29 protein-coding genes are annotated in these 24,904 nt (G+C 61.9%); 11 read left to right on the forward strand and 18 right to left on the reverse strand.

Annotated elements, in window-relative coordinates; translation table 11 throughout:
* The first annotated feature begins 120 nt into the window (after positions 1 to 120).
* Complete coding sequence (pth, locus tag AC1D11_RS11815) at positions 121 to 735, forward strand: aminoacyl-tRNA hydrolase (RefSeq protein WP_477649595.1); 615 nt, start codon at positions 121 to 123, stop codon at positions 733 to 735.
* 158 nt (positions 736 to 893) lie between these two features.
* On the opposite strand, the gene AC1D11_RS11820 is transcribed toward pth, so the two are convergent.
* The 5 genes from AC1D11_RS11820 to AC1D11_RS11840 all read right to left on the reverse strand — a co-directional run bounded on the left by AC1D11_RS11820 (position 894) and on the right by AC1D11_RS11840 (position 5,315).
* On the reverse strand, positions 894 to 1,163 hold the full coding sequence (locus AC1D11_RS11820) for a YfhL family 4Fe-4S dicluster ferredoxin (protein WP_477649594.1): 270 nt from the start codon (positions 1,161 to 1,163) through the stop codon (positions 894 to 896).
* Position 1,164: 1 nt separating this feature from the next.
* Entirely contained in the window at positions 1,165 to 1,665 is a 501-nt protein-coding gene (gene coaD / locus AC1D11_RS11825; protein WP_477649593.1) for a pantetheine-phosphate adenylyltransferase, read from the reverse strand.
* An 82-nt stretch (positions 1,666 to 1,747) separates the two neighbouring features.
* Entirely contained in the window at positions 1,748 to 2,404 is a 657-nt protein-coding gene (gene rsmD, locus AC1D11_RS11830; protein ID WP_477649592.1) for a 16S rRNA (guanine(966)-N(2))-methyltransferase RsmD, read from the reverse strand.
* Entirely contained in the window at positions 2,401 to 3,801 is a 1,401-nt protein-coding gene (locus AC1D11_RS11835; protein WP_477649591.1) for a M16 family metallopeptidase, read from the reverse strand. The genes rsmD and AC1D11_RS11835 overlap by 4 nt, the downstream gene beginning before the upstream one ends.
* A gap of 38 nt (positions 3,802 to 3,839) precedes the next feature.
* On the reverse strand, positions 3,840 to 5,315 hold the full coding sequence (locus tag AC1D11_RS11840) for a M16 family metallopeptidase (RefSeq protein WP_477649590.1): 1,476 nt from the start codon (positions 5,313 to 5,315) through the stop codon (positions 3,840 to 3,842).
* A 336-nt stretch (positions 5,316 to 5,651) separates the two neighbouring features.
* Between AC1D11_RS11840 and ftsY the strand changes: the two genes are divergently transcribed.
* Positions 5,652 to 6,782: a signal recognition particle-docking protein FtsY gene (ftsY, locus tag AC1D11_RS11845; RefSeq protein WP_477648372.1), complete on the forward strand. Its 1,131-nt coding sequence runs from the start codon at positions 5,652 to 5,654 to the stop codon at positions 6,780 to 6,782.
* Between the two features lie 17 nt (positions 6,783 to 6,799).
* Here the strand turns inward: ftsY and AC1D11_RS11850 are convergent, their stop codons facing one another.
* From AC1D11_RS11850 to AC1D11_RS11860, 3 genes are read right to left on the reverse strand one after another with little or no spacing between them, the layout of a single operon-like run.
* Entirely contained in the window at positions 6,800 to 7,813 is a 1,014-nt protein-coding gene (locus AC1D11_RS11850) for a YeiH family protein (RefSeq protein ID WP_477648371.1), read from the reverse strand.
* 7 nt (positions 7,814 to 7,820) lie between these two features.
* Positions 7,821 to 8,651, reverse strand: a complete 831-nt coding sequence (locus AC1D11_RS11855; protein WP_477648370.1) for an inositol monophosphatase family protein — start codon at positions 8,649 to 8,651, stop codon at positions 7,821 to 7,823.
* Complete coding sequence (locus tag AC1D11_RS11860; protein ID WP_477648369.1) at positions 8,648 to 9,448, reverse strand: GntR family transcriptional regulator; 801 nt, start codon at positions 9,446 to 9,448, stop codon at positions 8,648 to 8,650. Before AC1D11_RS11860 ends, AC1D11_RS11855 begins: the two co-directional genes overlap by 4 nt.
* Before the next feature lie 109 nt (positions 9,449 to 9,557).
* Between AC1D11_RS11860 and AC1D11_RS11865 the strand changes: the two genes are divergently transcribed.
* From AC1D11_RS11865 to rpoH, 8 genes are all read left to right on the forward strand, one after another.
* Positions 9,558 to 9,839: a UxaA family hydrolase gene (locus tag AC1D11_RS11865; protein ID WP_007862870.1), complete on the forward strand. Its 282-nt coding sequence runs from the start codon at positions 9,558 to 9,560 to the stop codon at positions 9,837 to 9,839.
* Between the two features lie 110 nt (positions 9,840 to 9,949).
* Complete coding sequence (locus AC1D11_RS11870) at positions 9,950 to 11,125, forward strand: UxaA family hydrolase (protein ID WP_348046432.1); 1,176 nt, start codon at positions 9,950 to 9,952, stop codon at positions 11,123 to 11,125.
* A gap of 11 nt (positions 11,126 to 11,136) precedes the next feature.
* Complete coding sequence (locus tag AC1D11_RS11875; protein ID WP_477648368.1) at positions 11,137 to 12,063, forward strand: hydroxyacid dehydrogenase; 927 nt, start codon at positions 11,137 to 11,139, stop codon at positions 12,061 to 12,063.
* A complete protein-coding gene (locus AC1D11_RS11880) occupies positions 12,064 to 13,074 on the forward strand; it encodes an Ldh family oxidoreductase (RefSeq protein WP_477648367.1) in 1,011 nt (336 codons plus the stop codon).
* 26 nt (positions 13,075 to 13,100) lie between these two features.
* Entirely contained in the window at positions 13,101 to 14,075 is a 975-nt protein-coding gene (locus AC1D11_RS11885) for a Bug family tripartite tricarboxylate transporter substrate binding protein (protein WP_477648366.1), read from the forward strand.
* A 135-nt stretch (positions 14,076 to 14,210) separates the two neighbouring features.
* Positions 14,211 to 14,675, forward strand: a complete 465-nt coding sequence (locus tag AC1D11_RS11890; RefSeq protein ID WP_477648365.1) for an Mpo1 family 2-hydroxy fatty acid dioxygenase — start codon at positions 14,211 to 14,213, stop codon at positions 14,673 to 14,675.
* Between the two features lie 69 nt (positions 14,676 to 14,744).
* The gene (locus AC1D11_RS11895; RefSeq protein ID WP_457282211.1) at positions 14,745 to 15,038 is read left to right on the forward strand and encodes a hypothetical protein; all 294 of its coding nucleotides are present in this window, start codon (positions 14,745 to 14,747) and stop codon (positions 15,036 to 15,038) included.
* 456 nt (positions 15,039 to 15,494) lie between these two features.
* Positions 15,495 to 16,424 carry an RNA polymerase sigma factor RpoH gene (gene rpoH / locus AC1D11_RS11900; RefSeq protein ID WP_477648376.1) on the forward strand — a complete coding sequence of 310 codons (930 nt, stop codon included), beginning with the start codon at positions 15,495 to 15,497 and terminating at the stop codon, positions 16,422 to 16,424.
* 97 nt (positions 16,425 to 16,521) lie between these two features.
* Here rpoH and AC1D11_RS11905 read toward each other — a convergent pair whose 3' ends face one another.
* The 5 genes from AC1D11_RS11905 to AC1D11_RS11925 form a co-directional block, all read right to left on the reverse strand.
* Complete coding sequence (locus AC1D11_RS11905; RefSeq protein WP_477648364.1) at positions 16,522 to 17,160, reverse strand: SCO family protein; 639 nt, start codon at positions 17,158 to 17,160, stop codon at positions 16,522 to 16,524.
* Between the two features lie 9 nt (positions 17,161 to 17,169).
* Positions 17,170 to 18,087, reverse strand: coding sequence for a heme o synthase (gene cyoE, locus AC1D11_RS11910; RefSeq protein WP_477648363.1), 918 nt, complete (start codon positions 18,085 to 18,087; stop codon positions 17,170 to 17,172).
* A gap of 17 nt (positions 18,088 to 18,104) precedes the next feature.
* A complete protein-coding gene (locus AC1D11_RS11915) occupies positions 18,105 to 19,229 on the reverse strand; it encodes a COX15/CtaA family protein (RefSeq protein ID WP_477648362.1) in 1,125 nt (374 codons plus the stop codon).
* Positions 19,230 to 19,368: 139 nt separating this feature from the next.
* Complete coding sequence (locus tag AC1D11_RS11920; RefSeq protein ID WP_477648375.1) at positions 19,369 to 20,001, reverse strand: hypothetical protein; 633 nt, start codon at positions 19,999 to 20,001, stop codon at positions 19,369 to 19,371.
* Positions 20,002 to 20,102: 101 nt separating this feature from the next.
* Complete coding sequence (locus AC1D11_RS11925; RefSeq protein ID WP_477648361.1) at positions 20,103 to 20,855, reverse strand: SURF1 family protein; 753 nt, start codon at positions 20,853 to 20,855, stop codon at positions 20,103 to 20,105.
* Between the two features lie 18 nt (positions 20,856 to 20,873).
* Between AC1D11_RS11925 and AC1D11_RS11930 the strand changes: the two genes are divergently transcribed.
* The gene (locus AC1D11_RS11930) at positions 20,874 to 21,113 is read left to right on the forward strand and encodes a twin transmembrane helix small protein (protein WP_457282216.1); all 240 of its coding nucleotides are present in this window, start codon (positions 20,874 to 20,876) and stop codon (positions 21,111 to 21,113) included.
* Positions 21,114 to 21,197: 84 nt separating this feature from the next.
* On the opposite strand, the gene AC1D11_RS11935 is transcribed toward AC1D11_RS11930, so the two are convergent.
* From AC1D11_RS11935 to ctaD, 5 genes are all read right to left on the reverse strand, one after another.
* On the reverse strand, positions 21,198 to 22,115 hold the full coding sequence (locus tag AC1D11_RS11935; RefSeq protein ID WP_477648360.1) for a cytochrome c oxidase subunit 3: 918 nt from the start codon (positions 22,113 to 22,115) through the stop codon (positions 21,198 to 21,200).
* A gap of 79 nt (positions 22,116 to 22,194) precedes the next feature.
* On the reverse strand, positions 22,195 to 22,398 hold the full coding sequence (locus AC1D11_RS11940) for a DUF2970 domain-containing protein (protein WP_457282218.1): 204 nt from the start codon (positions 22,396 to 22,398) through the stop codon (positions 22,195 to 22,197).
* A 2-nt stretch (positions 22,399 to 22,400) separates the two neighbouring features.
* The gene (locus AC1D11_RS11945; protein ID WP_477648359.1) at positions 22,401 to 23,012 is read right to left on the reverse strand and encodes a cytochrome c oxidase assembly protein; all 612 of its coding nucleotides are present in this window, start codon (positions 23,010 to 23,012) and stop codon (positions 22,401 to 22,403) included.
* Between the two features lie 40 nt (positions 23,013 to 23,052).
* A complete protein-coding gene (locus AC1D11_RS11950) occupies positions 23,053 to 23,166 on the reverse strand; it encodes a cytochrome oxidase small assembly protein (protein ID WP_457282220.1) in 114 nt (37 codons plus the stop codon).
* A gap of 21 nt (positions 23,167 to 23,187) precedes the next feature.
* Positions 23,188 to 24,822, reverse strand: a complete 1,635-nt coding sequence (gene ctaD, locus AC1D11_RS11955; RefSeq protein WP_477648358.1) for a cytochrome c oxidase subunit I — start codon at positions 24,820 to 24,822, stop codon at positions 23,188 to 23,190.
* Positions 24,823 to 24,904: the final 82 nt, after the last annotated feature.

The following is a 24,904-nucleotide window of genomic DNA, read 5'->3' on the forward strand; positions in this document are numbered from 1 at the left end:
CGCGGCCCTTGTCCTCCTGCAGGACAAGGGCCGTTTTTCTTGGCCAGCCTTCCCCTTCAACCCCGGGGATGCGAAGCACGACAGACACGCCCCTAGAATTGGACGGATGGAAATCTTCAAATGATCAAATTGTTTGTCGGGTTAGGCAACCCTGGCCCTGAATACGAAGCCACCCGCCACAACGCCGGTTTCTGGTTTATCGACGCCCTTTCGCAAGAGCTGAGAGCCCCGCTGAGCCTGGACAAGAGCTACCACGGCCAGGTCGCGCGCATCACCCTCAACGGCCAGAACGTCTGGCTGCTCAAGCCGCTGACCTTCATGAATGTCTCCGGCAAGTCGGTGGCGGCCCTTGCGCGCTTCTTCAAGGTCGCGCCTGAAGAGGTGTTGGTGGCACACGACGAAATGGACATCGTGCCCGGCCAGGTCAAGCTCAAGTTCAGCGGCAGCCACGCCGGCCACAACGGCCTGCGCGACATCCATGCGCAGCTGGGCACGGCCGACTACTGGCGCCTGCGCATCGGCGTAGGCCACCCGGGCGTCAAGGCCGAGGTGGTCAACTGGGTGCTGAAAAAACCTTCACAGGAGCACCGCGTGGCGATTGAAGACTGCATTGCCCGCTGCATCAAGGCCGTGCCCGAACTGCTCAAGGGCGAGATGGAAAAAGCCACGATGATGATCCACACCAGCATGCCGCCGCGGCCGAAACCGCCGCGCAAGGTGGATATCGAAGACTGAAATTCAGCCCCTCCGGGCCACTTCGCAAAAGATGGGGCGCTACTATTTTTATAGCTGCTTGCGCTCGTCAGTGTTGGCCCAGAGGCCTATTTGGCTATAAATTTGTGCTGCCGGGAGCATGCCAGGCCCGAAAACCCCACATCCCCGATGGGATCGGGTCACCGGGCTGTGACCACCGGAATGATGGTTTGCAGCCGCTGGTATTTTTCCCACAGGGTTTCCCGCGTTTCAATGTGCTGCGGGTTGATGGGGATGCAGGCAACGGGGCAAACCTGCACGCACTGGGGCTCATCGAAATGGCCCACGCATTCCGTGCATTTGTGCGGATCGATCTCGTAGATCTCCTTGCCCAGGTAGATCGCCTGGTTGGGGCATTCAGGTTCGCACACGTCGCAGTTGATGCACTCGTCAGTGATCATCAGGGCCATGTCAGCGCCCCTTTGCGGCTTGGTGTGCCGCCGCCAGTGCCGACGCCACCGCCGGGCTCACCATCTGGCTGATGTCGCCACCCAGCTTGCTGATCTCGCGCACCAGTGTGCTGCTGATGCATTGCAGCGGTGCGTCGGGTAGCAGAAACACGGTTTCCACCTCGGAGCGCAGTTTGCGGTTCATGGCCGCCATCTGCGCTTCGTAGTCAAAGTCGGTGATGTTGCGGATTCCGCGCACCACGGCTGAGGCCTTTTGCGCTGCGCAAAAATCCATGATCAAGCCGTCAAACGGCAGCACCTTGACGCCGGCAATACCCTGAGTGGCGGCCTGCACCTGCGCCACGCGCTCGTCCAGCGTGAACAGGGTTTTCTTGTGATGGGCCGTCGCCACCGCGATGACGATCTGGTCAAAAAGCCCGGCAGCGCGGCGCACCACATCGTCATGGCCCAGCGTGAACGGGTCAAACGTGCCGGAATAAACAGCGGTGCGGGAGGTGGCCATAGGAGGAATTATGCCCGCCCCACCCCTTTACCCGCCAATTGCCGCCCTGTAACCACGAGACGGGCAAGGCCTGGCCGGCGGTTCAGCCCGCTGGCGTACCCAGAGCGGCCAGCAGGTGGAAATGCACGGCGCCTGCCTTGCCGCTGCGGTGCACCTGCAAACCCAGCGGCAGCAGTTCCTCATCCGTCCAGGGTTTGGGCGCCTCCAGATAAACCACGCCGGTCGGGCCGATGGCCTGCGCTGCGGCCTTGAGCGTGGATTCGTACAGGGTGGACTCAAAAGGCGGGTCGAGCAGCACCAGTTGCAGGCTGCCCGGCGCGACGCGTTTCAAGGCGCTCAGTCCGTCGCCGCGCTCGATGCGGCACATGTCGGCCTTGAGCCTGGCCTGCACCGTCTTGAGCTGTTGCGCCAGCGCCGGGTCCTGCTCGCACAGCAGCACGTCGGCGGCACCGCGCGACGCGGCCTCAAAGCCCAGCGCGCCGGTACCGGCAAACACGTCGATACAGCGCCAGCCAGTCAGGTCCTGGCCCAGCCAGTTGAAAAGGGTTTCGCGCACGCGGTCTGGCGTGGGCCGCAGGCCCGGCTTGCTGGGCACCGGCAATTTGGTGCGTTTGTACAAGCCGCCGATGATGCGGATTTCGCCGGGCGGCACGGTTTTGCGAGCCACCACCTTGCCGCTTTTAGGGCGCGTTTTTTTTGGGGTGGCGGGAGTTGGGGTAGGAGCGGGCGTGTACTTCATGGTGCGGCGCCAAGGATAACAGTGACCATTTTTTCAGGCTGCAGCTTGCGTGCAAAAGCCGCCTTGACATCGGCCACCGTGACCTTGTCGACCTGCTGCGTCCAGGTATCCAGGTAGTTCAACGGCAGGTCGTTCCAGGCAATGCTCGACACGTTGTCAAGGAGCTTGCGGTTGCTGTCGATGCGCAAGGCAAAGCCGCCCACCAGATTGTCCTTCGCCGCCTTGAGTTCCGTCTCCAGCGGGCCGCTGGCCACAAAGTCAGCCACCACTTTGCGCACCAGGTCCACGGCCTGCACAGCCTGGTCGGGCCGGGTTTGCATGCTGATGGTGAAGGCGCCCGCGTGCAGGGCCGGTGAGAAATAACTCGACACGCCATACGTCAGGCCGCGCTTTTCACGCACTTCACTCGTCAGGCGCGAGACAAAACCGCCACCGCCCAGGATGTAATTGCCCACCGTCAGGGCGAAATAGTCCGGGTCCGAGCGTTTGTAGCCCGGCTGGCCGATCAGGACCTGCGCCTGCGCCGAGGCGAAAGGGATGCGTTTTTCAACCGGTGCGGCCAGCGGCGCGACCTCGGCCACGGCCGGCAACGGCGGCAGGCTGGCGCAAGCCGCTTTCGGCAGGCGCGAGAGCAATTTCGCGGCGATGGCATCAGCCTGCGCGCGCGTCACCGCGCCCACCATGCTGATGCGCGCGCGGCAAGCCGTCACGCCAGCAGCATGCGCGGCGCGCATGTCGGCCACACCGATGCGCGCCAGGCTTTCTTCCGTGACTTCATAGCCGTAGGGATGCGTGCCGTACACCGCCGGCGTGTAGGCGCGGCCGGCAACACTGGCCGGGCGGGTATAGGACTCGCGAATCGAGGCCTGCAGGCGCGCACGTTCGCGTTGCCAAACGGCTTCGGGAAAAGCCGGCTCGGCGATCTCACGGGCGGCCAGCGCTGCCGCTTTGTCCAGCAGCGCCGGGTCGGTCAGGGTGCGCAGCGAAAAGCTCAGGCGGTCGGACGTGGTACCGGCGCCGAACTGCGCGCCCAGATCCGCCCAGGCTTCGCTGAGGGCGTTTTCGTCGAGCGCCGGCTCGGGAACACAAAGCCCTCCACAAATGCCGTCCGGCCCCAAGCCATTGCTGGCACGCACACCTTTTTCCAGCAGGCCGGCCATCATGCTGGCCAGGCCGGCTTTGTCGGCCGGGTCGCGCCGGTTGCCGGCGTCCAGGTCGATCTGCACATCCAGCATGGCAATCGCCGGGCTTTCGACCAGGTACACCTTGGCGCCATTGGGCTGCGTCCAGTGCTGGATCGGCAGGGCAGCCAGCGCCAGCGATTGAAAAAACAAGCAAAAAAGGCCTGCAGCACCCGCGCGACGAGCGCAAGGTGCTATCGTTTTTATAGCAATCATGATGTGATCAACAATTTCTTTGGATGCGTGGATGCGGCTCAACGCTGCAAGTCACCGGCAGGCGCAGTGCCCTGGCGCGGCTTGCGGTTCGGGTCCAGCGGCTGCGGCAACAGCGTTGCCATCGTCATCTGGTCGTCACCAAAATATTTCGCGGCCACGGCCTGCACCTCGGCGCCCGTGATGCTGCGCAGGGCGGCAATGATGCGTTCGCTGGCATCCAGCGGCAGGCCCTGCACCCACTGGGAGCCGAGCTCGCGCGCCTGGTTGAAGACCGAGTCGAGCTTGTAGGTCTCGCTGGCCACCCACTGCGTCTTGACGCGGTTCAGCTCGGCCTCGCTCACGCCTTCGCGCGCCACCTTGGCCACCTGTTCGCGCAGCGCGTCGGCCACCTGCTGGGCGGTCTTGCCGGCAGCGGGCACGCCGTCGAGCGAGAAAACCTGCGGGCCACGGCCCATCAGGCCATTGGACGCACCGGCGCTGTCGGCCACACGGGACTGCTGCACCAGCGCGCGGTCGAGCCGGGCGCCGCTGTAGCCGTCCAGCACGGCGGCCAGCACCGTCAGCGCCAGCGCGTCGCGGCTGGCGCCGGCGGCCGGCGCGGCCAGGTCTGCCGGTTCGAGCTTGGGAACCTTGAAAACCATGCTGACATAGGCCTGGCTGGCCGGCGCCTTGAAGTCCATGCGGCGCACGCCGGCCTGCACGGGCTCGGTACGCGGCTTGCGCACCGGGATGGCGCGCGCGGGGATGCCGCCGTAGTATTTTTCGGTCAGCTTTTTGACCTGCGCGACATCCACATCACCGGCAATGACTACAGCGGCATTGGCGGGCACATACCAGCGGCGGTAAAAATCGCGCGCATCGTCAGGTGTCATGGCCTCGATGTCGCTCATCCAGCCGACCACCGGGCGCCGGTAAGGCGAGGCGGTAAACGTCATGGCGGTCATCTGCTCATACAGCATCGCGCGCGGCGAATCTTCGGTGCGCAGGCGCCGCTCTTCCTTGACAACCTCGATCTCGCGCTTGAACTCGTCGTCTGCCCACTGGTTGCCCGTAAAACGGTCAGCCTCCAGGCGCATGACGTCTTCCAGCTTGCTGGCCGGAATCTGCTGGTGGTAGGCCGTGTTGTCGCGGGCGGTGAATGCGTTGTCGCGTCCGCCCAGGGCGGCTATGCGTTTTGAAAACTCACCCGGTTTGACCTTCGCCGTTCCCTTGAACATCATGTGCTCCAGCACATGAGCCACGCCCGACGTGCCGTCGACCTCGTCCATGGAGCCCACGCGCACCCACAGCATGTGGGCCACGGTGGGGGCGCGGTGGTCGGGCTTAACGATGACCGTGAGGCCATTGGCCAGCGTGAACTGCTCGACCGATGCCGGCGCGGGCGTCTGCGCAAGGGCGGCCGTGCCCAGACACAGTGCCAGCACCAGCGCGGGCAGGTGCCGCACGGCCGACGGGCGAAGTATGGAAGATAGGGGTACTGGGGGTGTCAAAAGGGCTGGCCTGGGGTGTTTCATAGAATAGCTGTGTGGCGCCGCACGCTGTCCGGCAACTGTGCGACAGCCCTGGGGTCTGTGAATACTATTTTTGCAGATGCGTTGCGAGTCAAAAAGGCCTTGAGCAAGGCGCAAAACGCAGGCGGGGTAGACCCCGTCAAGGCTCTGCAACGCCGCGCAAGGCCTTTTTGATCGCAACCCGGAGGGAATGGGGTGAGAAAACCGCCACTCGGCGTTGCGCTCCTAGTCCAGACGAAAGTCTGGACGTCGTCACGCGCCTTGATTGGCGGCTTTCTCACCCCATTCGCATTTGCAAAAGTAGTATTCACAGACCCCTAGACTCCACAAGCATACCCAATGTTCAGTTTTTTCAAGAAAAAATCCCCTTCCCCTGCCCCCGCGGCGTCTTCTGCGCCCGATACGCCCTCACCGGCCGGCGGATCCACCCCGGATCCGGTGATACCCGCGCCCGCGCCGGCCCCTGCAGGCGGCGGCCTGATCGGCAGTGCGCTGGTCACCCCGATCACCATTCCGGTTCCCGGTGCCGTGGCCCCCGAGCGGGAACGCTGGCTCGGCAAGCTGCAGGCCGGGCTGCGCAAGACAGGCTCCAGCATCTCGACCGTGTTCACCGGCAGCCGCATCGACGATGCGCTCTACGAAGACCTGGAAACTGCGTTATTGATGGCCGATGCCGGCAGCAAGGCCACCGAACACCTGCTGGCCGATGTCAAGCGCCGCGTCAAGGAAGGCGGCATGACGCACCCGGTCGCCGTCAAGAATGCCTTGGTGGACTCGATCGCGCAGCTGCTCAAGCCGCTGGAGCAGCCGCTGGTGATCGGCCAGTACCAGCCCACCGTGATCATGGTGACCGGTGTCAACGGCGCCGGCAAGACCACGTCCATCGGCAAGCTCACGCGGCACCTGGCCACCGAAGGCGCCTCGGTGCTGCTGGCAGCGGCCGACACCTTTCGCGCCGCGGCGCGCGAGCAGCTCAGCGTCTGGGCTGACCGCAATACGGTCGAGATCGTGAGCCAGGAAGGCGGCGACCCGGCTGCCGTGAGTTTTGATGCCGTGAGCGCAGGCAAGGCGCGCGGCAAGGACGTGGTGCTGGTCGACACGGCCGGCCGCCTGCCGACGCAGTTGCACCTGATGGAAGAGCTGCGAAAAATCAAACGTGTGGTGCAGAAGGCGGATGCCACCGCACCGCATGAAGTCTTGTTGGTCATTGACGGCAACACGGGGCAAAACGCACTGGCCCAGGTCAAGGCCTTTGATGACACGCTGCAGCTGACTGGCCTCATCGTGACCAAGCTGGACGGCACAGCCAAGGGCGGCGTTCTGGCGGCCATTGCGTTGTGGGCCCGTGAACGTGCCATTGCCTCCCCCACACTGCGCCCGGTGTCGGTGTACTTCATCGGCGTGGGGGAGCAGCTGGAAGACCTGGAAACCTTCAACGCGCGTGAATTCGCGCAGGCACTGCTGGGCTGAACCAGCGAGCTTGCCGCTCAGGGCACCCCGAGTTTCAGCAGCAGCACCGAGATCACCACAAAGGCCACGATAAAAACGGTCTCGGCCAGCAGCAGCGCCACAGGCTTCCAGCCCAGCTTGAGCAGGTCTTCAAAACTGGTCTTCACACCCGCAGCGGCAATGGCCGTCACCAGCATCCAGCGCGACGCATCACTGGCCAGCTGAACCACGGGTGCTGCGATCAGCCCCGCACTGGCCAGCATGACCAGCACGACAAAAGCAATCAGGAAGCCCGGCACCAGCGGCACTTCCGTTTCAGGCACCTTGACGGCCGGATGGTTGCGGTACAGCACCGCAATGAACAGCACGATGGGCATCAGCATCATGACGCGAAACAGCTTGACCACGGTGGCCGTGTCACCCGCCTGCGGGCCGAGCATCATGCCGGCCGCCACCACCTGCGCCACGTCATGAATCGACCCTCCCAGCACAATACCGGCCTGCCCCGGCAGGAGCCCGATGGCCTGCAGGCTGAAAGGGTAGACCACCATCGCCAGGGTTGACAGCACCGTGACACCGACAACGGCCAGAAGTGTGAAGCGTTCGTTTTCTTTCGTCTGGGGCAGCACGGAAGACACGGCCAGCGCCGCCGACGCACCGCAGATGGCCACCGCGCTGCCCGACAGCAGGCCTTCATCACGCGAACACTTCAGCCAGCGCGCCAGCAGCACGCCCAGCAAAATCGTCAACACCACCGCCAGCACGATGACCACGGCGGTTCCGGCGCCCAGTTGGGCCACTTGCGCAAACGTGATGCGGGCACCCAGCAGCGCCACACCCACACGCAGCACCACGCGGCCGCAAAAGCCGATGCCTTTGGCCGCCTTGGGGTGGCTGTTGAGAAAATGGAACGCCAGGCCGATCAGCAAGGCATAGAGCAGTTGGGGGCCGCCATAGTGCTCGGAAATGAAAGTCGCAGCCAGTGCAATCACCATGCACACCAGTACGCCTGGAAAATGGGAAACCAGCGCCAGGCGCCATTTGAGAATCATGGAGGTATCAGACAGAAATATTGAAAGAAGGGTGCGAAGAATTTTGGCCATCGCAGTGGTGCATGAGGCTTTTTTCCAGCAGCGCCGCACCAGCAGGGCTTCCCGCCACCAGCATCCGGCTTTGCAGCAGCGGCAAGCCGTCCAGGGATCGCATCGTGGCGCCGGCCTCGCGCAGCAGCACCAACCCGGCTGCAGCGTCCCACGCGCCCATGCCGCGTTCCCAGAAGGCATCAGCCCGCCCGGCCGCCACATAAGCCAGTTCCAGCGCCATGGAGCCGCTTCGTCGAACCTGCCCAAACGTTCTCAGCACATCCCCGAATTCACGCAGGTAGTCGTCCATGAAAGGCGCGCCCGGTTTGGGAAACACCGTCGAAACCAGGCATTGCCCCGCAGGGCGCGCAGCAGCGCAGGCCAGGCGCTCCCCATTCAGGTATGCACCCAGACCCGATCCCGCAGTAAAAATTTCGTGGCGGGACGGATCCACGATCACGCCCAGTACCGGCTGCCGGTCCACACACAGTGCAATCGATACCGCGTACTGGGGGTAGCCGCGCGCAAAGTTTGCCGTGCCATCAATCGGGTCTACCAGCCAGGTGGGCTGCTCCGTCAATTCGCCGCCGCTTTCCTCGCCGACAAAACCACTCTGCGGCAAGGCTTGCAGCAGCGCGCTGCGCAAGCCCTCTTCCACTTCGCGGTCAAAACGCGTAACCCAGTCACCCGGCGCCTTCTGGCGAACATCCGCCGGCTGCAGTTCGGCCTGCGCCTTCCGGATGCGGTCGGCAGCCTCCATGCCCGCGAGCCGGGTTTTCTCCAGCACCACAACAAGGTCCATGGTCATGCCTTCTTGGACAGCACGCTGACATAGTCGTGCGCCTGGGTATTGATGGTGGAGACCCGGTATTCCACGGGCTTGTCGCCGAACGTCAGGGCCAGCCGGTGCACTTCCAGTACCGGGGAGCCCACCGCCAGCCCCAGCAGGCGCGCCTGGGTCCGGTCGGCCGCCGCTGCGCGTGCACGTTCCTGTGCCCGCAGGACGGTGATGCCGAAGTCCGTCTGGTACAGGGCATAGATCGTGCCGGGCCTTTCGACAAAACGTTTTTCGGTGAGGTTGCGGAACAGCGCCGCCGCAATGCTCAGCCGGTCATGCATGACCACCCTGCCCTGCAGGGCGAGGCGGTTTTCCGCCCTGAACACGGGCTCACCCGCCTTGATACGCAACGCGGCGGCTTCCTGCTCCGTGGCCCGTTCGCGCCCAAAAGCGATGCAGTCAATTTCCGGGTAGTCGCGGTCCCGCGCCGCATCGTCGTCACCGAAGTTCCAGTGCGGCTCCACGTGAAAAAACTGGAACATGAAGCGGGCATTGTTGTGCGGCGCCACAAAAGTTCCCTTGCCCTGCCGCCGCACCAGCACATGCTCGTGTACCAGCTCGTCAACGGCATGGCGCAGGGTGCCAATGCTCACCTGCAGGCTCGCAGCAATATTCGCCTCGCTGGGCAAGGATTTACCCGGACCGTAATGCCCGGTCTCGATGAGTTTTTGCAGCTCGCGCTTCACCTGGCGGTAGAGCGGCATGGCCTCTTCGCTCATCAACGGACGCAATGGAGCCGATGTGTTTTTGAGATTCACGGCCGCCATTGAAACACCAACGGGCGAGTCGTACAAGTCATATATATGAGTCAATTGACAAGGTGTTCCCGGCCCATAAAACTGGCAACTCGATTCACTCAGGCCATTCGGAGACCCCATGATTCATTTTGTATTGCATGACGCCAAAGACACCGTGGCCGTTGTGGTGGTGGAAGGTGTGAAGGCAGGAACCGCCATGACCGGCTGGATCATGGACGAGGACCGCATGATCAATGTGCAGGCCCAGCAGGACATCCCGATCGGCCACAAGGTGGCCCTCAAGGACATGGCTGTCGGCGACACCGTACTGAAGTACGGCATCGACATGGGCAAGGTTGTTGCCAACATCAAGGCCGGCCAGCACGCCCATGTGCACAACATCAAAACAAAACGCTGGTAACCCCCCGAAGCGGCCTGCGGCCGCCTCCCCCTGAGGGGCATCGCCTGTGGCCTGGCAAAGCCAGATCCACGTCGATTGCTGGAACAAACAATTCATCTAGGAACATATTCATGTCAGTCATCGATAAAGACACCACATTTTTGGGCTACCGCCGCGAAAACGGCCGCGTCGGCGTGCGCAACCACGTCATCATCCTGCCGCTGGACGACCTCTCCAATGCCGCTGCCGAAGCCGTGGCCCACAACATCAAGGGCTGCATGGCGATTCCGCATCCCTATGGGCGGCTGCAATTCGGCGCCGACCTGGAACTGCACTTTCGCACCCTGATCGGTGCCGGCTGCAACCCCAATGTCGCCGCCGTCGTGGTGATCGGCATTGAAGACAGCTGGACCAAAAAAGTGGTGGACGGCATCGCCAAGACCGGCAAACCGGTGGTGGGCTTCGGCATCGAAGGCCACGGCGACCATGAGACCATCATGAAGGCCTCCAAAGCCGCGCGTGAATACGTGCAATGGGCCAGCGAAAAGCAGCGCGAGGTCTGCGGCATCTCCGAACTCTGGGTCTCCACCAAGTGCGGCGAGTCCGACACCACGTCCGGCTGCGGCGCCAATCCCACCGTCGGCAACGCCTTCGACAAGCTGCACCCGCTCGGCAACTACCTGTGCTTCGGTGAAACCTCCGAGATCACCGGCGGTGAAAAAATCGTCGCCGACCGTTGTGCCACCGATGCCGTGCGCGACCAGTTCATGTTCATGTTCAACCGCTACCAGGACATGATCAACCGCCACAAGACCAGCGACCTGTCGGACTCGCAGCCCACCAAAGGCAACATCGCCGGCGGCCTCACGACCATCGAGGAAAAAGCGCTGGGCAACATTCAGAAGATCGGCAAGGTCTGCACGGTCGACGGCGTCATCGACAAGGCCGAGATGCCCACGCACCCGGGCCTGTGGTTCATGGACTCGTCCAGTGCCGCCGCCGAAATGGTGACCCTGTGCGCCGCCTCCGGTTACGCCGTGCACTTCTTCCCCACCGGCCAGGGCAACGTGATCGGCAATGCGATTGTTCCCGTGATCAAGATCTGCTCGAACCCGCGCACCGTGCGCCTGATGAGCGAACACATCGACGTGGACACCTCCGGGTTGCTGCAACGCGAGATCACGCTCGACCAGGCCGGCGACAAGCTGCTGGAGAACATGCTGCGCACCGCCAACGGCCGCCTGACCGCCGCAGAAGCGCTGGGCCACCGCGAGTTCGTGCTGACGCGTCTCTTTGAATCAGCCTAGAGCGAGGGCATATGGCGCGCATTGTCATCTGTGAATTCATGGACGAGCGCGCAGTGGCGCAGCTTGAAGCGGCACATGACGTGCTCTATGACCCGCAGCTGGTGGGCAACGCCGCCCGCCTGCAGGCCGAGGCGGGCCAAGCCGATGTGTTGATCGTGCGCAACCTGACGCAGGTGCGTGGCGAGCTGCTCGCCGCGATGGCCCGCTGCAAGGTGGTGGGCCGGCTCGGCGTGGGGCTGGACAACATTGACGTGCCGGCCTGCGAAGCCCGGGGCATCAAGGTCATTCCCGCCTCGGGCGCCAATGCGCTCAGCGTGGCGGAATACGTCGTGGCCAGCACCCTGCTGCTGCTGCGCGGTGCGTTTGCTTCCACCGAAGCCGTGGCAGCCGGCCAGTGGCCGCGCGCTGCGCTGAGCAACGGCCGTGAAGCTGCCGGGCAAACGTTGGGCATCATCGGTTTTGGCTCCATAGGCCAGACCACCGCCCGCCTGGCACGTGGCCTGGGCATGCACGTGATTGCCTATGACCCCGCGCTTGCACCCGATGCCCCGGTTTTCGCGCAGACCGGTGTGCGGTACGCCGGCCTTGACGACCTCATCAGCCGTGCAGATGCCGTCACATTGCATGTGCCCCTGGTGGATGCGACGCGCGGGCTGTTCAGCGCGGCACGCATTGGCCAGATGAAAAAAGGCGCAGTCCTGATCAATACCTCGCGGGGCCACATCGTCGACATCGCAGCAGTCAGTGCGGCGCTGCGGTCGGGGCAACTGGGCGGTGCGGCCATCGATGTATTCGACGCCGAGCCGCTGCCCGCGAGCGCGGCGTTGCAAGGATGCCCCAACCTGTTGCTTACGCCACACATTTCAGGTCTCAGCATGCAGTCAAATGAACGTGTATCGTTCATGATTGCCGACAAGGTGCTGGAGAGCCTGAAGTAAATGGTCCAACTGTCTATTGAAGAAGCGACACGTCTTGCCACGCTGGCGCTGCGCAAGGCGGGTGCGGCAGAAGCCATGGCAACCACGACTGCGAGAGCACTGGTCCGCGCCGAAGCGCAAGGGCTCGCTTCGCATGGCCTGAGCCGCGTGTCCCAATATGCCACCCACCTTCGCAATGGCCGGGCCGATGGCCATGCCGTCGCCGTCGTGGCGCACAAAAAAGGTGCGGCAGTGCTGGTGGATGCAAAGCAGGGCCTGGCTTTTCCCGCCTGCGACCTGGCGATCTCCACAGCGATTGCAACCGCCCGGGAACTGGGCGTGTGTTTTGTCGGCGTGACCAACAGCCACCATTGCGGGGTATTGGTGGACCATCTGCGCGCCGCAACCGATGCGGGCCTGGTAGGCCTTGGTTTTGCCAACGCACCGGCGGCCATGCCCGCGGCAGGCGGCAAGCATCCGATCTTTGGAACCAACCCGATTGCTGCCGCGTTTCCCCGCAGAAACGCTGATCCATTGTTGATTGACCTGTCTCTGAGCGAAGTTGCGCGCGGCAAGGTGATGGTTGCAGCCAAGGAAGGCAAATCCATTCCGCTGGGCTGGGCGCTGGACACGCAAGGCCGGCCCACAACGGATGCACAGGCGGCACTGGAGGGCTCCATGCTGCCGCTGGGCGCCGTGAGCAGCCCCAAAGGTTCCATGTTGGCGCTGATGGTTGAGCTGCTGGTGACAGCCGTGATTGGCGCGCAGTTTGCTTTTGAGGCATCATCGTTTTTTGTGGATGAGGGCAATCAGCCGCGAATCGGCCAGGCTTTCATCCTGATCGACCCGGGCGCGCTTGCAGGCACAGACACTTACTTTGAACGCATGGAAACCGTGATCGCCGAAATGCTGTCGGACGAAGGTGTACGTCTGGCAGGTGCAAGGCGTATCGCACTCGAAACGAAAGCACTACAGACGGGAATCAGCATTCCCGACGCACTCAAATCGCAGTTGGATCAGTTAGTGGGTTAACAGTTATTCAATCAAGAGGAGTAGGCATGAAACGTCGTGACATCGTATTGGCATCAACAGGTGCAGCCCTGACGGGCATTCCGGGTCTGGGGCTGGCCCAGCAGACCTTTCCCAAACCAGGCAGCACCATCAAGTATGTGGTCCCGTTCACGCCCGGCGGCCTGACCGACATGATGGCCCGCACGGTCGCCCAAAAGCTGTCCGAAGCGTGGAAGACTCCCGTGATTGTCGAAAACAAGGCTGGCGGAAACGCGCAGATCGGCGCCGAGCAGGTTGCCAAATCAGCGCCCGACGGCAATACGCTGCTGGCCATCACGTTGACACATGCCGCGAACGTATCCCTGTACCCTAATGCTCCTTACAGCTTCACCAAGGACCTGCGCCCGGTCGCCCTGATGGCCAATTCGCCGATGCTGGTCGTGGTTCCCACCGCCAGTCCCATCAAGGACTTCAAGGACCTGATGGCCGTGTCTAAAACCAAACAGCTGAGCGCGGGCTCGAGCGGCAACGGTACTCCGGCACACCTGACCATGGCTTTGTTCTGCGAGCTGAACAAAACGAAGATGGTCCATGTGCCCTACCGCGGCGGCGCGCCCTCGATGGTCGACCTGATCGGTGGCCAGCTGGACGTGATTTTTTCCAACTATCCGGAATCGATCGCTCACGTCAAAGGTGGAAAACTGCGCGCGATCGCGATCTGCAGCCTGGGCCGGCACCCGGGGGTGCCTGATGTCCCGACTGCTTTCGAGGCCGGTATGACTGGCCTCTTTGTCGAGAACTGGACAGGGGCCATGCTCCCGGCCAAGACCCCGGATGACATTGTCGACAAATACTCGCGCGAGATCATCAAGATCATGTATAGCGCTGACGTGGAAGAGCGCGCCAAGCAGCAAGGTTTTCGTGTCTCACAAAAGGGCTCAGAAGAGTTCGGCCGCTTCCTGAAAAGCGAAATAGACCGCTGGAGCCGGATTATCAAGACCGCGAAAATCACGCCGACCTGATCGGCAAGCACACCCGGTAAGCACAAAGTCCGCAGCCCGCTCGCGGTCTGCGTTACGTTTTGTAAAACACCGCTCAGGTTCTGGCGGCCTGACGGAAAATCCGCCCAGAGGCGATACCCGCCACTGGAGACATACATGAACGACATAGCGGATATTCCCGATATCGTTGCCGGGCCGCGCAGGGTTGACCAGCTGCTGGCGCACTACGGCGAAAGCCACCGGAACCCGCGCAACGAACTGATCCATTTCATCGCCATCCCGCTCATCATGCTGAGCCTGGTGGGCATGTTGTTTGCGCTTCACCCCTATGTTGCGTATGTGTTCGTCGCGGCCAGCATGGTCTACTACGCCCGCCTGTCGGCGGTGTTCTTTATGACCATGGCTGTCTGGTCGGTGCTGTTTCTGGGCCTGGTGTTCGCCATGGGGCCGCTGGTATTGCCGATTTGCGTCGGCATTTTTGTGGGCGCCTGGATCCTGCAATTCATCGGCCACAAGATCGAGGGCAAGAAGCCTTCTTTCTTTGAAGACATCCAGTACCTCTGGGTCGGGCCGCTCTTTGTGCTGAGCAAGCTGTTTGGCAAGCTGGGTATACGCTGGTGATCCATCCAGCTTGAAAACACCCGGGCGGCCTCCACCTTGGAGGTTTAAACCTTTTCACAGGCACCTCGCTTGATCAGCAAAATTCTGCGTTTTTTCCTCAAGCTCCTGTTTGGCATCTTCGCGGCGGTGTTTGCCGTCAGCCTGCTGGTCGCGGCCCTGATTGTCGTGGCGCTGAGCCTCCTGAAGTCGCTCGTCACCGGCCGCAAGCCGGCGCCGGCGATGGTGTTTGGCCGCTTCCAGCGCTATTCGCCCCAAGGCATGTGGCCGGGCGGGGCCGCCCAAGGCAACCCGGCCAGCCCCCGTGCCGGCGACGTGGTGGACGTGGAAGTCCGCGAAGTGCGTGACGACAAGCGCCTGCCGTAAATACCTGCGAGTTCCGATTTGGGCGGGCTGGTGGCTGAAAACCATGAGTTTGCTACTAAATTCATAGCTGCTTCCGCCCGTCCAGCTTGGATGAAAGGCCAAATTCGCTCTCCGGAATTGGCAAAAAAACTGACTCACAGCCCGTTTGAATTCGTTGTCAAATATGGCTTTAGCCCAATACACACGGGCGCAAGGAGCTATCAAATAGATAGCGACCGACCCACTGTCGGATAACGGCGGCATCCATACAAATCGATACCGCGCATTTACAAGGCAGAAACCAATCCCCCTGAACCAATGGCCCACAATGCGGCTCTTACCAAGGGTTTCCACTGATTAGCCTTGCGCTATCCGAGTCATTGAACCTATTGCTTAGCACTCTCTCTAACAGAGTGCTAATATTTAGCACCAGACGAAAGGAGTCTTGCTGTGTCTTATGCTCTTTCCCCCGCTTCCCTGACCGCTGTCGTGCCGAAATCGGGTACGTCCACAGCCGTCAACCCCTGGTCGCTGGTGCCCCCGCTGGGCAACCTGGACGCTTACATTTCCGCCGTGAACCGCCTCCCCATGCTCACCCTGGAGCAGGAGCAGGAATTTGCCAAAAACCTCAAGGAAAACAACGATCTCGACTCTGCCGGTAAGTTAGTGCTCTCTCACTTGCGCCTGGTGGTTTCGATTTCGCGCAAATACTTGGGTTATGGCCTGCCGCACGGCGACCTGATCCAGGAAGGCAACATTGGCCTGATGAAGGCGGTCAAGCGCTTCGACCCGGACCAGAATGTGCGCCTGGTGAGCTACGCCATGCACTGGATCAAGGCCGAGATTCATGAGTACATCCTGAAAAACTGGCGCATGGTCAAGGTCGCGACCACCAAGGCCCAGCGCAAGCTGTTTTTCAACCTGCGCTCGATGAAGCAAGGTTTCAAGGACGACGCCGATGTGGCGACGCACCGCGACACGCTGACCGAAGGCCAGATCGACTCAATGGCCAAGACACTGAACGTCAAGCGCGAGGAAGTCATCGAGATGGAGCAGCGCATGTCGGGCGGCGACGTGCTGCTGGACCCAAGCCCGAGTGACGACGGCGAAGACGCCTTTGGCCCGATTGCCTACCTGGCTGACGCCACGCAGGAGCCGACGGCACTGATGGAGTCTCGCCAGCGCGACAACCTGGCTTCAGACGGCATCACCGCAGCGCTGGAAGATCTCGACCCGCGTTCACGCCGCATCGTGGAAGAGCGCTGGCTCAAGGTGAACGACGACGGTTCAGGCGGCATGACGCTGCACGACCTGGCCGACGAGTACAAGGTCAGCGCCGAGCGGATCCGCCAAATTGAGGTGGCGGCCATGAAGAAAATGAAGAAGGTACTGGCCGCCTACGCCTGAACCCGGAGGCTCACGCTCTTTTGAAAAAGCCCGCACAGCAATGTGCGGGCTTTTTTCTTTTCCGAATCCCGATCGCAACCTTGCGAAACGGATTCGCTCAGGACTTGAGCAACAGGCGGATGTCGGACGCCAGCGCCTCAGCGCCGCTGCCGTAGCGGTTGTAAAGACGGATGCGCCCCTGGCCGTCGAAGATATAGCTGCCGGCGGAATGGTCCATGGTGTAGCTGCCCGGCGTTTTGCCGTCGACCTTTTTGTAATACACCTTGAAGTCCTTGGCGACCTGGGGCAATTGGTCCATGGTGGGCCGCAGCGCCATAAAGGTCGGGTCAAAATTACCCATATAGGCCTTGAGCAGTTCGGGCGTATCGCGTTCCGGGTCGACCGTGATGAAGATTGCCTGCAGCTTGTCGCCATCGGCGCCCAGCAGTTTCTTGACCTGCGCCAGCTCCGCCATGGAGGTCGGGCAAACGTCGGGGCACTGCGTGAAACCGAAGAACACCACCACCACCTTGCCGGCAAAATCTTTCAGCGTGCGCACCTGGCCATTGTGGTCAGCCAGCGTGAAGCCCTGCGCGTAGTCAGCGCCGGTGAGGTCAATGCTCTGGAACTGCGGCTTGTCCGGTGCGCATGCAGTAAAAATGCCTGCAGCGCCCACTGCAAGAGCGCAAGCAGCTATTGTTTTAATAGCAGATCGGCGAACGGGTGAGGCAGCCAGAGGCGTGCTGTGGGACTTCATGGTGGGAGCCTAGAGATAGTGGTCAAGCAGCAGCGCTGCGAACAGCACCGAAAGATGAATCAGTGAAAACCGGAAGGTCTTGCGTGCCAGCGCATCAGAGTAATTGCGCCACAGGCGAAAGCCATACCAGCTGAAGCCGATGCTGAGCGCGACAGCGGCAACGAGGTAGGGCCAGCCGCTCATCTTGAAGATAAACGGCATCAGGCAGGCGGGGAACAACACGAGCGTGTACAAAAACACTTGCAGGCGCGTGAACTCATTGCCGTGCGTGACGGGCAGCATGGGCAGGCCGGACTTGCGGTAGTCTTCCACGCGGTAGAGGGCCAGCGCCCAGAAGTGCGGTGGTGTCCAGAGGAAGATGATCAAAAAGAGGATCAACGCCTCCGGGCCGACCGAACCCGTCATGGCAGCCCAGCCCAGCACCGGCGGCATGGCGCCTGAGGCACCGCCAATCACGATGTTCTGCGGTGTCATCGGTTTGAGGATGACGGTGTAGACCACCGCGTAGCCGATGAAGGTGGCAAAAGTCAGCCACATGGTGAGCGGGTTCACCCACACATAAAGAATCCACGAACCGAGCGCGCACAGTGCGGCCGAAAAAGACAGCGTGAGCGGATTGCTGAGCTCGCCCTTGGCGGTGGGCCGCCAGGCGGTTCGCCGCATGCGCGAGTCAATCTGCTGCTCGACCAGGCAGTTGAAGGCGGCGGCAGCCCCTGCGACCAGCCAGATGCCGGCGCAGGCGATCAGCGCGAGCCGGACATCCGGCCACGACGGAACACCGGGAACAGCCAGCACCATGCCGATCAACGCGCAAAACACGATGAGTTGCACCACGCGCGGCTTGGTCAGTGCATAAAACTGCGCGAACCTTGAGGGCGCGCGAGGCATGGCGGGAGCCGGTGTGGCGGAGGGAGTACTGGGATTCATGGAAAGTCGCTAGGCATTCAATTTTGACGCATATGGCGCAGGGGGCCGCTGCGGCTGGAAAAGACCATGCCGCTGAGCACAATGACGAGGGCCGCGGCGCCACCGGTATGCATGACCGCAGCGAGCAAGGGCCAGCCCAGCACGGCGTTGCTGATGCCAGTGACCGCCTGCAATAGTATGAGCCCCGCGAGCCAGCGCGCGGAGGTAAGGAATGCAGGAACGCGGTGCAGGCAGAAGGCCAGCGCGAGGAACACGGCAAACACGAGGTAGGCCACCAGGCGGTGCACATAATGAATAGCAGTAAGCGCCTGGAAGCTGATATTGGCGCCATCATGGCCTGCGCCCAGTTCGCGCCACAGCGTGAAGCCCTGGCGGAAGTCCATGGCCGGCCACAGCGATCCCTGGCAACCCGGAAAATTGGTGCAAGCCAGCACCGCGTAGTTGGTGCTGACCCAGCCGCCCAGGGCAATCTGCACCCAGAGCAAGGCGAAGGCCACGATCACTGCAAAGCGCAAGCCGGCAGAAAGCGTCGTGGTGTTGACGCCCTGCGCTTGCGCATAACGCACCGCCTGCGCGCGCAACAGGGCTAGCAGAACCAGGCCACCTAGCAGGTGCAGCGTGACGATGGCCGGAAACAACTTCATGGTCACGGTGAGCGCGCCGAACGCACCCTGCAGGCACACCCAGATCAGCGTGATAGCAGGCCACCAGAATGAGACCGGTGCACGCTTGCGCTCCAGCCAGCTTGTCACCGCGAGCGTAAGAATAAGCACGCCAACGCCGGTCGCCAGATAGCGGTGGATCATCTCGATCCAGGCCTTGGAATGCGTCACGGGGCCGGTCGGCATGGCAGTCTGCGCAGCTTCGATGTGCATCTGGGCTCCGACCGGACTCGCGCTGCCGTAGCAACCAGGCCAGTCGGGGCAACCCAGACCGGAGTCGGTGAGCCGCGTGAACGCGCCGAAGATCACCAGATCAAATGTGAGGAACAGCGTCACCAGCGTCAGCACCCGCAAACGCTGCGCCACTGGCGCATTCTTGTTGTGCACCCACACCCAGGCCAGCGGCCCGAGCGCCACCACCAGGCCCATGATCATCAGGCGCAGGGCGGGGCTCAGGTCGTAGAGGTTTTGCGCTGCCATGACTAAAGCAAGCCGCCTATCGCCGTGCGCGCCAGGGCTTCAACCCAGCAGGGGCCGCGGAACCGGCTTTGCCGGGCCGCTGGCGCAGCGGCCCCCTCGGGGGGCAGCGAAGTACACGAAGTGACGAGCGTGGGGGTCACTATCTGCCTTCCTTGTCCCAGCTGCTCGAGGCGCGCAGCAGGCGCTCCAGGTCGCGCTTGGCCTTGGCGGCGGCGGCGGCGTCCATGTCGGCCGGGAAACGCATCATCCAGTTGCCGATGGGGTCGACCAGATAGAGATGATCCTCCAGACGCTGGCCCGCAGCGGGCTCCAGCCACTTCGCGAGTTCAGCTGGCGCCACACGCAGCACCGCCGACGAAGCTAGTGCGGGGAGCAAGGCATCACGCACCGGCGTTTCGTCCACCACCAGCCAGACGCGGTCCAGGCGCTCTTTTTCCTTGCCGAGGGACTCGCGCAGCTGGCGCTGGAAATACAGGTTCTGCTCGCACCGCGCACCACAGGCGCCACCGGCCACACTGATAAGCAGCCACTGGTCCTTGAGTGCCGTCAGCGTGCCGGCGCGGCCGTCGAGCGAGTGCGTGGCCAGGGGCGGCAGTGGACGCTGTGGGTCAATCAACTCACCAAAGTTGCGGCGGCCTTCGGGCCGGATCAGGTAGTAGGTGACGTAAGACGCGATGACAGGTGCCGCGCACACCAGCAGCACGGCCAGCATTTTCCAGCGGCCTGCCACGGTGCCGGGTGTGCCCGTATTGGACTGATCCAGCACGGGCATGGCATGCACGGTCAGGCCCAGGGGCTGGTCTTGCAGTCCGGCTGCAGCAGCGTGGACGGGAGGAGTATCAGGGGTATGAGGGATAGCAGGCGTATCGTTTGTCACGGCAATTGATCGCGGCGTTTGCCGCGCATGTGGGTACGAAAAGGAAGGACCAGCTGAAACCAGCCATACAAAAGAACCACCAGGCCGCAAAGGCCGAACCACTGGAAGGCATATCCGTAGTGCTTGTCCACGCCCAGGTTGGGCGCGGCCCACTCACGCAGCAGGCCTTCGCTGGGCGCACCGGTCTGCAGCAATGAGACATCCAGCAGCGGCAGGCCGGTTTGCACCCGGAAAGCAGGCAAGTCGAGATTTTGCCGTATGCGCCCGCTCTCGGCACCCTGGAATTCGTAGAGCCTGGAAGGCGGCGGGGCCATGCGGCCCTCAACCGTCACGGTGCCTGGCGGGGTGGTGACCTCCGGAAGGCGTGTACGGTCGGCAAAGTTGCGCGGTACCCAACCGCGCTGCACCAGGATGGCCTGCTGGCTGCCTTCCAGTAGCAACGGTGTCACCACCACAAAACCCGTCTTGCCGCTCATGGGCCTGTTGTCGAGATACACCGTGTGCTCGGCGCGCCAGCTGCCCTTGAGGATGGCTGGCCGGTGAATGTCCTCAGCGAGGCGCTGGCTGGCAAGCAGCGAACGCACATCCAGCGCTGGAAGCCGGCCTTTGGAATCGACAGCTGCCTGCAGTGCTTCCTTTTGCGCGGCGCGGCGCAGCTGCCATTGGCCCAGCGAAAAGGTTGTGCCGGCCACCACCAGTGCGGCCACCGTGAGAATCCAGAAGCGAGGGGAGTGCAAAGCACGTGTCATGAGCCGATAATCCTGTTCATGACTTACCTGATCGCACTGGCGTTTATCGCCATTTTTGCCAGCCTGGCCTCCGCACTGTTTTTTATGCTCAGGGGCGGCAAGGGCAGTGAAGGCGCCGAAAGCAGCAAACGCAAAAACAGCAACATGGCGCGTGCACTGGCGTTCCGTATCGGGTTTTCGGTGTTGCTGTTTGTTTGCATTCTGATTGCGTGGAAGCTTGGTTATATCCAGCCTACCGGCATCCCTGCTGGTAAATAACAGCCACGCTGAGTGGCGAAATAAATAACAAAGGCCGCATCAAGCGGCCTTTGGTTGAGCGGCTCTCACCGCGTTGGTTCCGCCTTACAGCCAGTAAACCAGGATGTAGAGGCCCAGCCACACCACATCCACAAAGTGCCAGTACCAGGCGGCGCCTTCAAAGCCGAAATGCTTTTCAGGGGTGAAATGGCCTTTTTGCAGGCGCAGCGTGATGAAGAACAGCATCAGCATACCGACGAACACGTGAAAACCGTGAAAGCCCGTGAGCAGGAAGAAGGTCGAGCCGTACACGCCGGACGACAGCTTCAGGTTCATCTCATGATAGGCATGGAAATACTCGTAGCCTTGCACGAACAGGAAGACCAGGCCGAGCAGCACCGTCGCCCACATAAAGGCAATGGTTCGTGCGCGCTTGCCTTCGATCAAGGCATGGTGGGCGATGGTGATGGTGACGCCGGAGCTCAGCAGCAGCGCCGTGTTGACGGTGGGCAAGGAACCCATGATGCTGGCCCAGATGCCGCCACCAATCATCAGCGGCTTCATGGCCGTGAAGGGCTCAACGATGTCGGCGGGCGATGTCGTGGCACCAGCCACGATAGACGGCCAGGCCGCCCTGAAATCAGGCCAGAGCAGCGCGTTTTCCAGGCTGCCCAGTGCGGGCAAGGAGTGCGAACGGGCCCACCACAACGCAGTGAAGAACGCGCCGAAGAACATCACTTCCGAGAAAATGAACCAGCTCATGCTCCAGCGGAAGGACATGTCGATCTTGCGGCCGTACATGCCGCCTTCGCTTTCGGCGATGGACTGGCTGAACCAGCGGAACAACGTGACCAACCACCACACCATACCGAAGGCCAACGACCATTTGCCCCAGTCGGCGCCATTGATCCACTGGCCGGCACCCAAGATGACAAAAAACAGGCCAATAGATGCCATCACCGGATGGCTCGATGGGCTGGGGACGAAGTAGTGGGGGGTTGACCCGTGGGTTGCTGATGACATCGCTCGACTCCTGTTTTTCTCTCGAATTTCCAAATAATCTTTTAACTTGTACCGTGGGGCATTGTGAGGATGCCGCGCTTTAGCGCGCGACCATCCACTTTGCCAGCAGCACCAGGACTGCGACAAACACGACCACGGCAATCAGCCCCACCACAATGATGTGGAGAGGGCTCAAATTCTTCACGTCTTCTTCGTAGTCGCCGCGTGCACGCAGGCCTACAAAGGACCAGGCCACAGCCTTGACCGTGCGCCAAAAAGAGGGTTTGCGGGGGGTTGCGGCCATGCTCATGCGCCTGCCTGTTTTTCAGGTGGCACGGCGGCAGTCGTTGCCTTGGGCGTGACGGGCGCAGCCGGCGTCTTGCCGCCCACTTCAAAGAAAGTGTAGGACAGCGTGATCGTGCTCACATCTTTCGACAGTTTCGGGTCGATCACGAAGGCCACGGGCCACTGCTTTTTCTCACCGGGCGCCAGGGTGTACTGGCTGAAGCAGAAGCACTCAAGCTTGTTGAAATGCGCACCGGCCTGCGCGGGAGCGTAGCTGGGGATGGCTTGGGCGGACATGGTCCGGTTCTGCACATTCTGGAACTCGTACATCACTGTGGTCAGCTCGCCCGGATGCACCTGCAGCGTGCTTTTCGCAGGCTTGAAATGCCAGGGGCCGCGCGAATTCGCGTCGAACTCAACTGTGATAGTGCGGCTGAGATCTACCTGGGTGTTGGCCGGCTGGCTGGATGTCGCTCCGGGGATCTGGCGGTCGGAGAGGGCCAGCACGTTGATACCGGTCATCTCGCAGATTGCCTTGTAGATGGGCACCAGCGTGTAGCAGAAGGCAAACATGCCGACCACGATCACGCCCAGCTTGCCGAGCATCTTGAGGTTTTCGCGCTTGAGCCGCATCACATCGGTACTGGTTTGAGATTGAGGTCGACCTGGCAGCTCAATGGCTCAGGAAAATCATCTTGGCCATGAAGCCGGCAAAAAAGACCAGCGCGACCGAAGCCAGTATGAGGGCCAGCCTCAGGTTGCTCTTCTTTTGTTCGGGTGTCGTCATGGCGATTACCGTTGAGCTAAATCAGCCGATCACGCGGGTTGCCGAGGCATCCAGCTTGGGCGGTGTTTCATAGGTGTGGAAAGGTGCAGGCGACGGGACTTCCCATTCCAGGCCTTCGGCGCCCTTGCCGCCCTCGTCCACCCAGGGATTCTGCCTGGCAGGTGCACCCTGGCCGCGCATCGTGGGCACCACGATGAACAGGAAGAAGTACAGCTGGGCAAATCCGAAGAAGAACGCGCCCACGCTGGCCACGGCATTGAAGTCCGCGAACTGCATGGGGTAGTCGGCATAGCGGCGCGGCATGCCGGCCAGGCCCAGAAAGTGCATCGGGAAGAAAGTCACGTTGAAGGAAATCAGCGACCACCAGAAGTGGATCTTGCCGCGGGTTTCGTTGTACATGACACCGGTCCATTTAGGCGACCAGTAGTAGTAGCCGGCAAACAGGGCGTAAAGCGAACCGGCCACCAGCACGTAGTGGAAGTGGGCCACCACGTAGTAGGTGTCCTGCAGTTGCGTGTCGATCGGTGCGACCGAAAGGATCACGCCCGTCAGGCCGCCGATGGTGAACACGAAGATGAAGCCCACTGCAAACAGCATGGGGGTTTCAAAGGTCATGGAGCCGCGCCACATCGTGGCGATCCAGTTGAACACCTTCACGCCCGTGGGCACGGCGATCAGCATGGTGGAGTACATGAAGAACAGCTGGCCCGTGACTGGCATGCCGGTGGTGAACATGTGGTGCGCCCACACAACGAAGCTCAGGATGGCAATGGAGCCGGTGGCGTACACCATGGAGGCGTAGCCGAACAGGCGCTTGCGCGAGAAAGCCGGGATGATCTGGCTGATGATGCCGAAGGCCGGCAAGATCATGATGTAAACCTCGGGGTGGCCGAAGAACCAGAAGATGTGCTGGTACATCACCGGGTCGCCGCCGCCCGCGGGGTTGAAGAAGCTGGTGCCGAAGTGGCGGTCAGTCAGCGTCATGGTGATGGCGCCTGCGAGCACGGGCATCACGGCGATCAGCAGGTAGGCGGTGATCAGCCAGGTCCAGCAGAACATCGGCATCTTCATCAGCGTCATGCCGGGAGCGCGCATGTTGAGGATGGTGACGATGATATTGATCGAACCCATGATGGACGAAGCACCCAGGATGTGCATCGCAAAAATACCGGCGTCCATGGACGGGCCCATTTGCAACGTGAGCGGCGCGTAGAGCGTCCAGCCCGCGGCGGGTGCGCCACCGGGCATGAAGAACGATCCCACCAGCATGATGCCGGCCGGGATCAACAGCCAGAAGCTGAAGTTGTTCATGCGGGCAAAAGCCATGTCGGCCGCGCCGATCTGCAACGGAATCATCCAGTTCGCAAAACCCACGAAGGCCGGCATGATGGCGCCGAACACCATGATCAGGCCGTGCATGGTGGTGAGCTGGTTGAACAGTTCGGGGTTGACCAGTTGCAGGCCGGGCTGGAACAGCTCAGCGCGAATCAGCAGGGCCAGCACGCCACCGAACATCAGCATGAAGAAGCTGAACAACAGATAAAGCGTTCCGATGTCTTTATGGTTGGTCGCGAAGACCCAACGGCGCCAGCCCGTCGGGGCATGGTGATCGTGGTCATCATGTGCGTGATCGTGATGGTCTAGAACTGCACTCATCTTGGCTTCCTTTGGTGGCTTGTGCCTGTAGCTTGTCTTTTGCGGCCGGCAAGGTCACGCCGGCGAAATGATGGAATCTGCG

The organism is Polaromonas sp. P1_E11, from assembly GCF_056405995.1.

Excerpts from the sequence above, each read along its gene's own strand:
- pth (WP_477649595.1), top strand. The coding sequence starts at position 121 with ATGATCAAATTGTTTGTCGGGTTAGGCAACCCTGGCCCTGAATACGAA.
- AC1D11_RS11820 (WP_477649594.1), bottom strand. The coding sequence starts at position 1,163 with ATGGCCCTGATGATCACTGACGAGTGCATCAACTGCGACGTGTGCGAA.
- coaD (WP_477649593.1), bottom strand. The coding sequence starts at position 1,665 with ATGGCCACCTCCCGCACCGCTGTTTATTCCGGCACGTTTGACCCGTTC.
- rsmD (WP_477649592.1), bottom strand. The coding sequence starts at position 2,404 with ATGAAGTACACGCCCGCTCCTACCCCAACTCCCGCCACCCCAAAAAAA.
- AC1D11_RS11835 (WP_477649591.1), bottom strand. The coding sequence starts at position 3,801 with ATGATTGCTATAAAAACGATAGCACCTTGCGCTCGTCGCGCGGGTGCT.
- AC1D11_RS11840 (WP_477649590.1), bottom strand. The coding sequence starts at position 5,315 with ATGAAACACCCCAGGCCAGCCCTTTTGACACCCCCAGTACCCCTATCT.
- ftsY (WP_477648372.1), top strand. The coding sequence starts at position 5,652 with ATGTTCAGTTTTTTCAAGAAAAAATCCCCTTCCCCTGCCCCCGCGGCG.
- AC1D11_RS11850 (WP_477648371.1), bottom strand. The coding sequence starts at position 7,813 with ATGATTCTCAAATGGCGCCTGGCGCTGGTTTCCCATTTTCCAGGCGTA.
- AC1D11_RS11855 (WP_477648370.1), bottom strand. The coding sequence starts at position 8,651 with ATGACCATGGACCTTGTTGTGGTGCTGGAGAAAACCCGGCTCGCGGGC.
- AC1D11_RS11860 (WP_477648369.1), bottom strand. The coding sequence starts at position 9,448 with ATGGCGGCCGTGAATCTCAAAAACACATCGGCTCCATTGCGTCCGTTG.
- AC1D11_RS11865 (WP_007862870.1), top strand. The coding sequence starts at position 9,558 with ATGATTCATTTTGTATTGCATGACGCCAAAGACACCGTGGCCGTTGTG.
- AC1D11_RS11870 (WP_348046432.1), top strand. The coding sequence starts at position 9,950 with ATGTCAGTCATCGATAAAGACACCACATTTTTGGGCTACCGCCGCGAA.
- AC1D11_RS11875 (WP_477648368.1), top strand. The coding sequence starts at position 11,137 with ATGGCGCGCATTGTCATCTGTGAATTCATGGACGAGCGCGCAGTGGCG.
- AC1D11_RS11880 (WP_477648367.1), top strand. The coding sequence starts at position 12,064 with ATGGTCCAACTGTCTATTGAAGAAGCGACACGTCTTGCCACGCTGGCG.
- AC1D11_RS11885 (WP_477648366.1), top strand. The coding sequence starts at position 13,101 with ATGAAACGTCGTGACATCGTATTGGCATCAACAGGTGCAGCCCTGACG.
- AC1D11_RS11890 (WP_477648365.1), top strand. The coding sequence starts at position 14,211 with ATGAACGACATAGCGGATATTCCCGATATCGTTGCCGGGCCGCGCAGG.
- AC1D11_RS11905 (WP_477648364.1), bottom strand. The coding sequence starts at position 17,160 with ATGAAGTCCCACAGCACGCCTCTGGCTGCCTCACCCGTTCGCCGATCT.
- cyoE (WP_477648363.1), bottom strand. The coding sequence starts at position 18,087 with ATGAATCCCAGTACTCCCTCCGCCACACCGGCTCCCGCCATGCCTCGC.
- AC1D11_RS11915 (WP_477648362.1), bottom strand. The coding sequence starts at position 19,229 with ATGGCAGCGCAAAACCTCTACGACCTGAGCCCCGCCCTGCGCCTGATG.
- AC1D11_RS11920 (WP_477648375.1), bottom strand. The coding sequence starts at position 20,001 with ATGCCCGTGCTGGATCAGTCCAATACGGGCACACCCGGCACCGTGGCA.
- AC1D11_RS11925 (WP_477648361.1), bottom strand. The coding sequence starts at position 20,855 with ATGACACGTGCTTTGCACTCCCCTCGCTTCTGGATTCTCACGGTGGCC.
- AC1D11_RS11930 (WP_457282216.1), top strand. The coding sequence starts at position 20,874 with ATGACTTACCTGATCGCACTGGCGTTTATCGCCATTTTTGCCAGCCTG.
- AC1D11_RS11935 (WP_477648360.1), bottom strand. The coding sequence starts at position 22,115 with ATGTCATCAGCAACCCACGGGTCAACCCCCCACTACTTCGTCCCCAGC.
- AC1D11_RS11940 (WP_457282218.1), bottom strand. The coding sequence starts at position 22,398 with ATGGCCGCAACCCCCCGCAAACCCTCTTTTTGGCGCACGGTCAAGGCT.
- AC1D11_RS11945 (WP_477648359.1), bottom strand. The coding sequence starts at position 23,012 with ATGCGGCTCAAGCGCGAAAACCTCAAGATGCTCGGCAAGCTGGGCGTG.
- AC1D11_RS11950 (WP_457282220.1), bottom strand. The coding sequence starts at position 23,166 with ATGACGACACCCGAACAAAAGAAGAGCAACCTGAGGCTGGCCCTCATA.
- ctaD (WP_477648358.1), bottom strand. The coding sequence starts at position 24,822 with ATGAGTGCAGTTCTAGACCATCACGATCACGCACATGATGACCACGAT.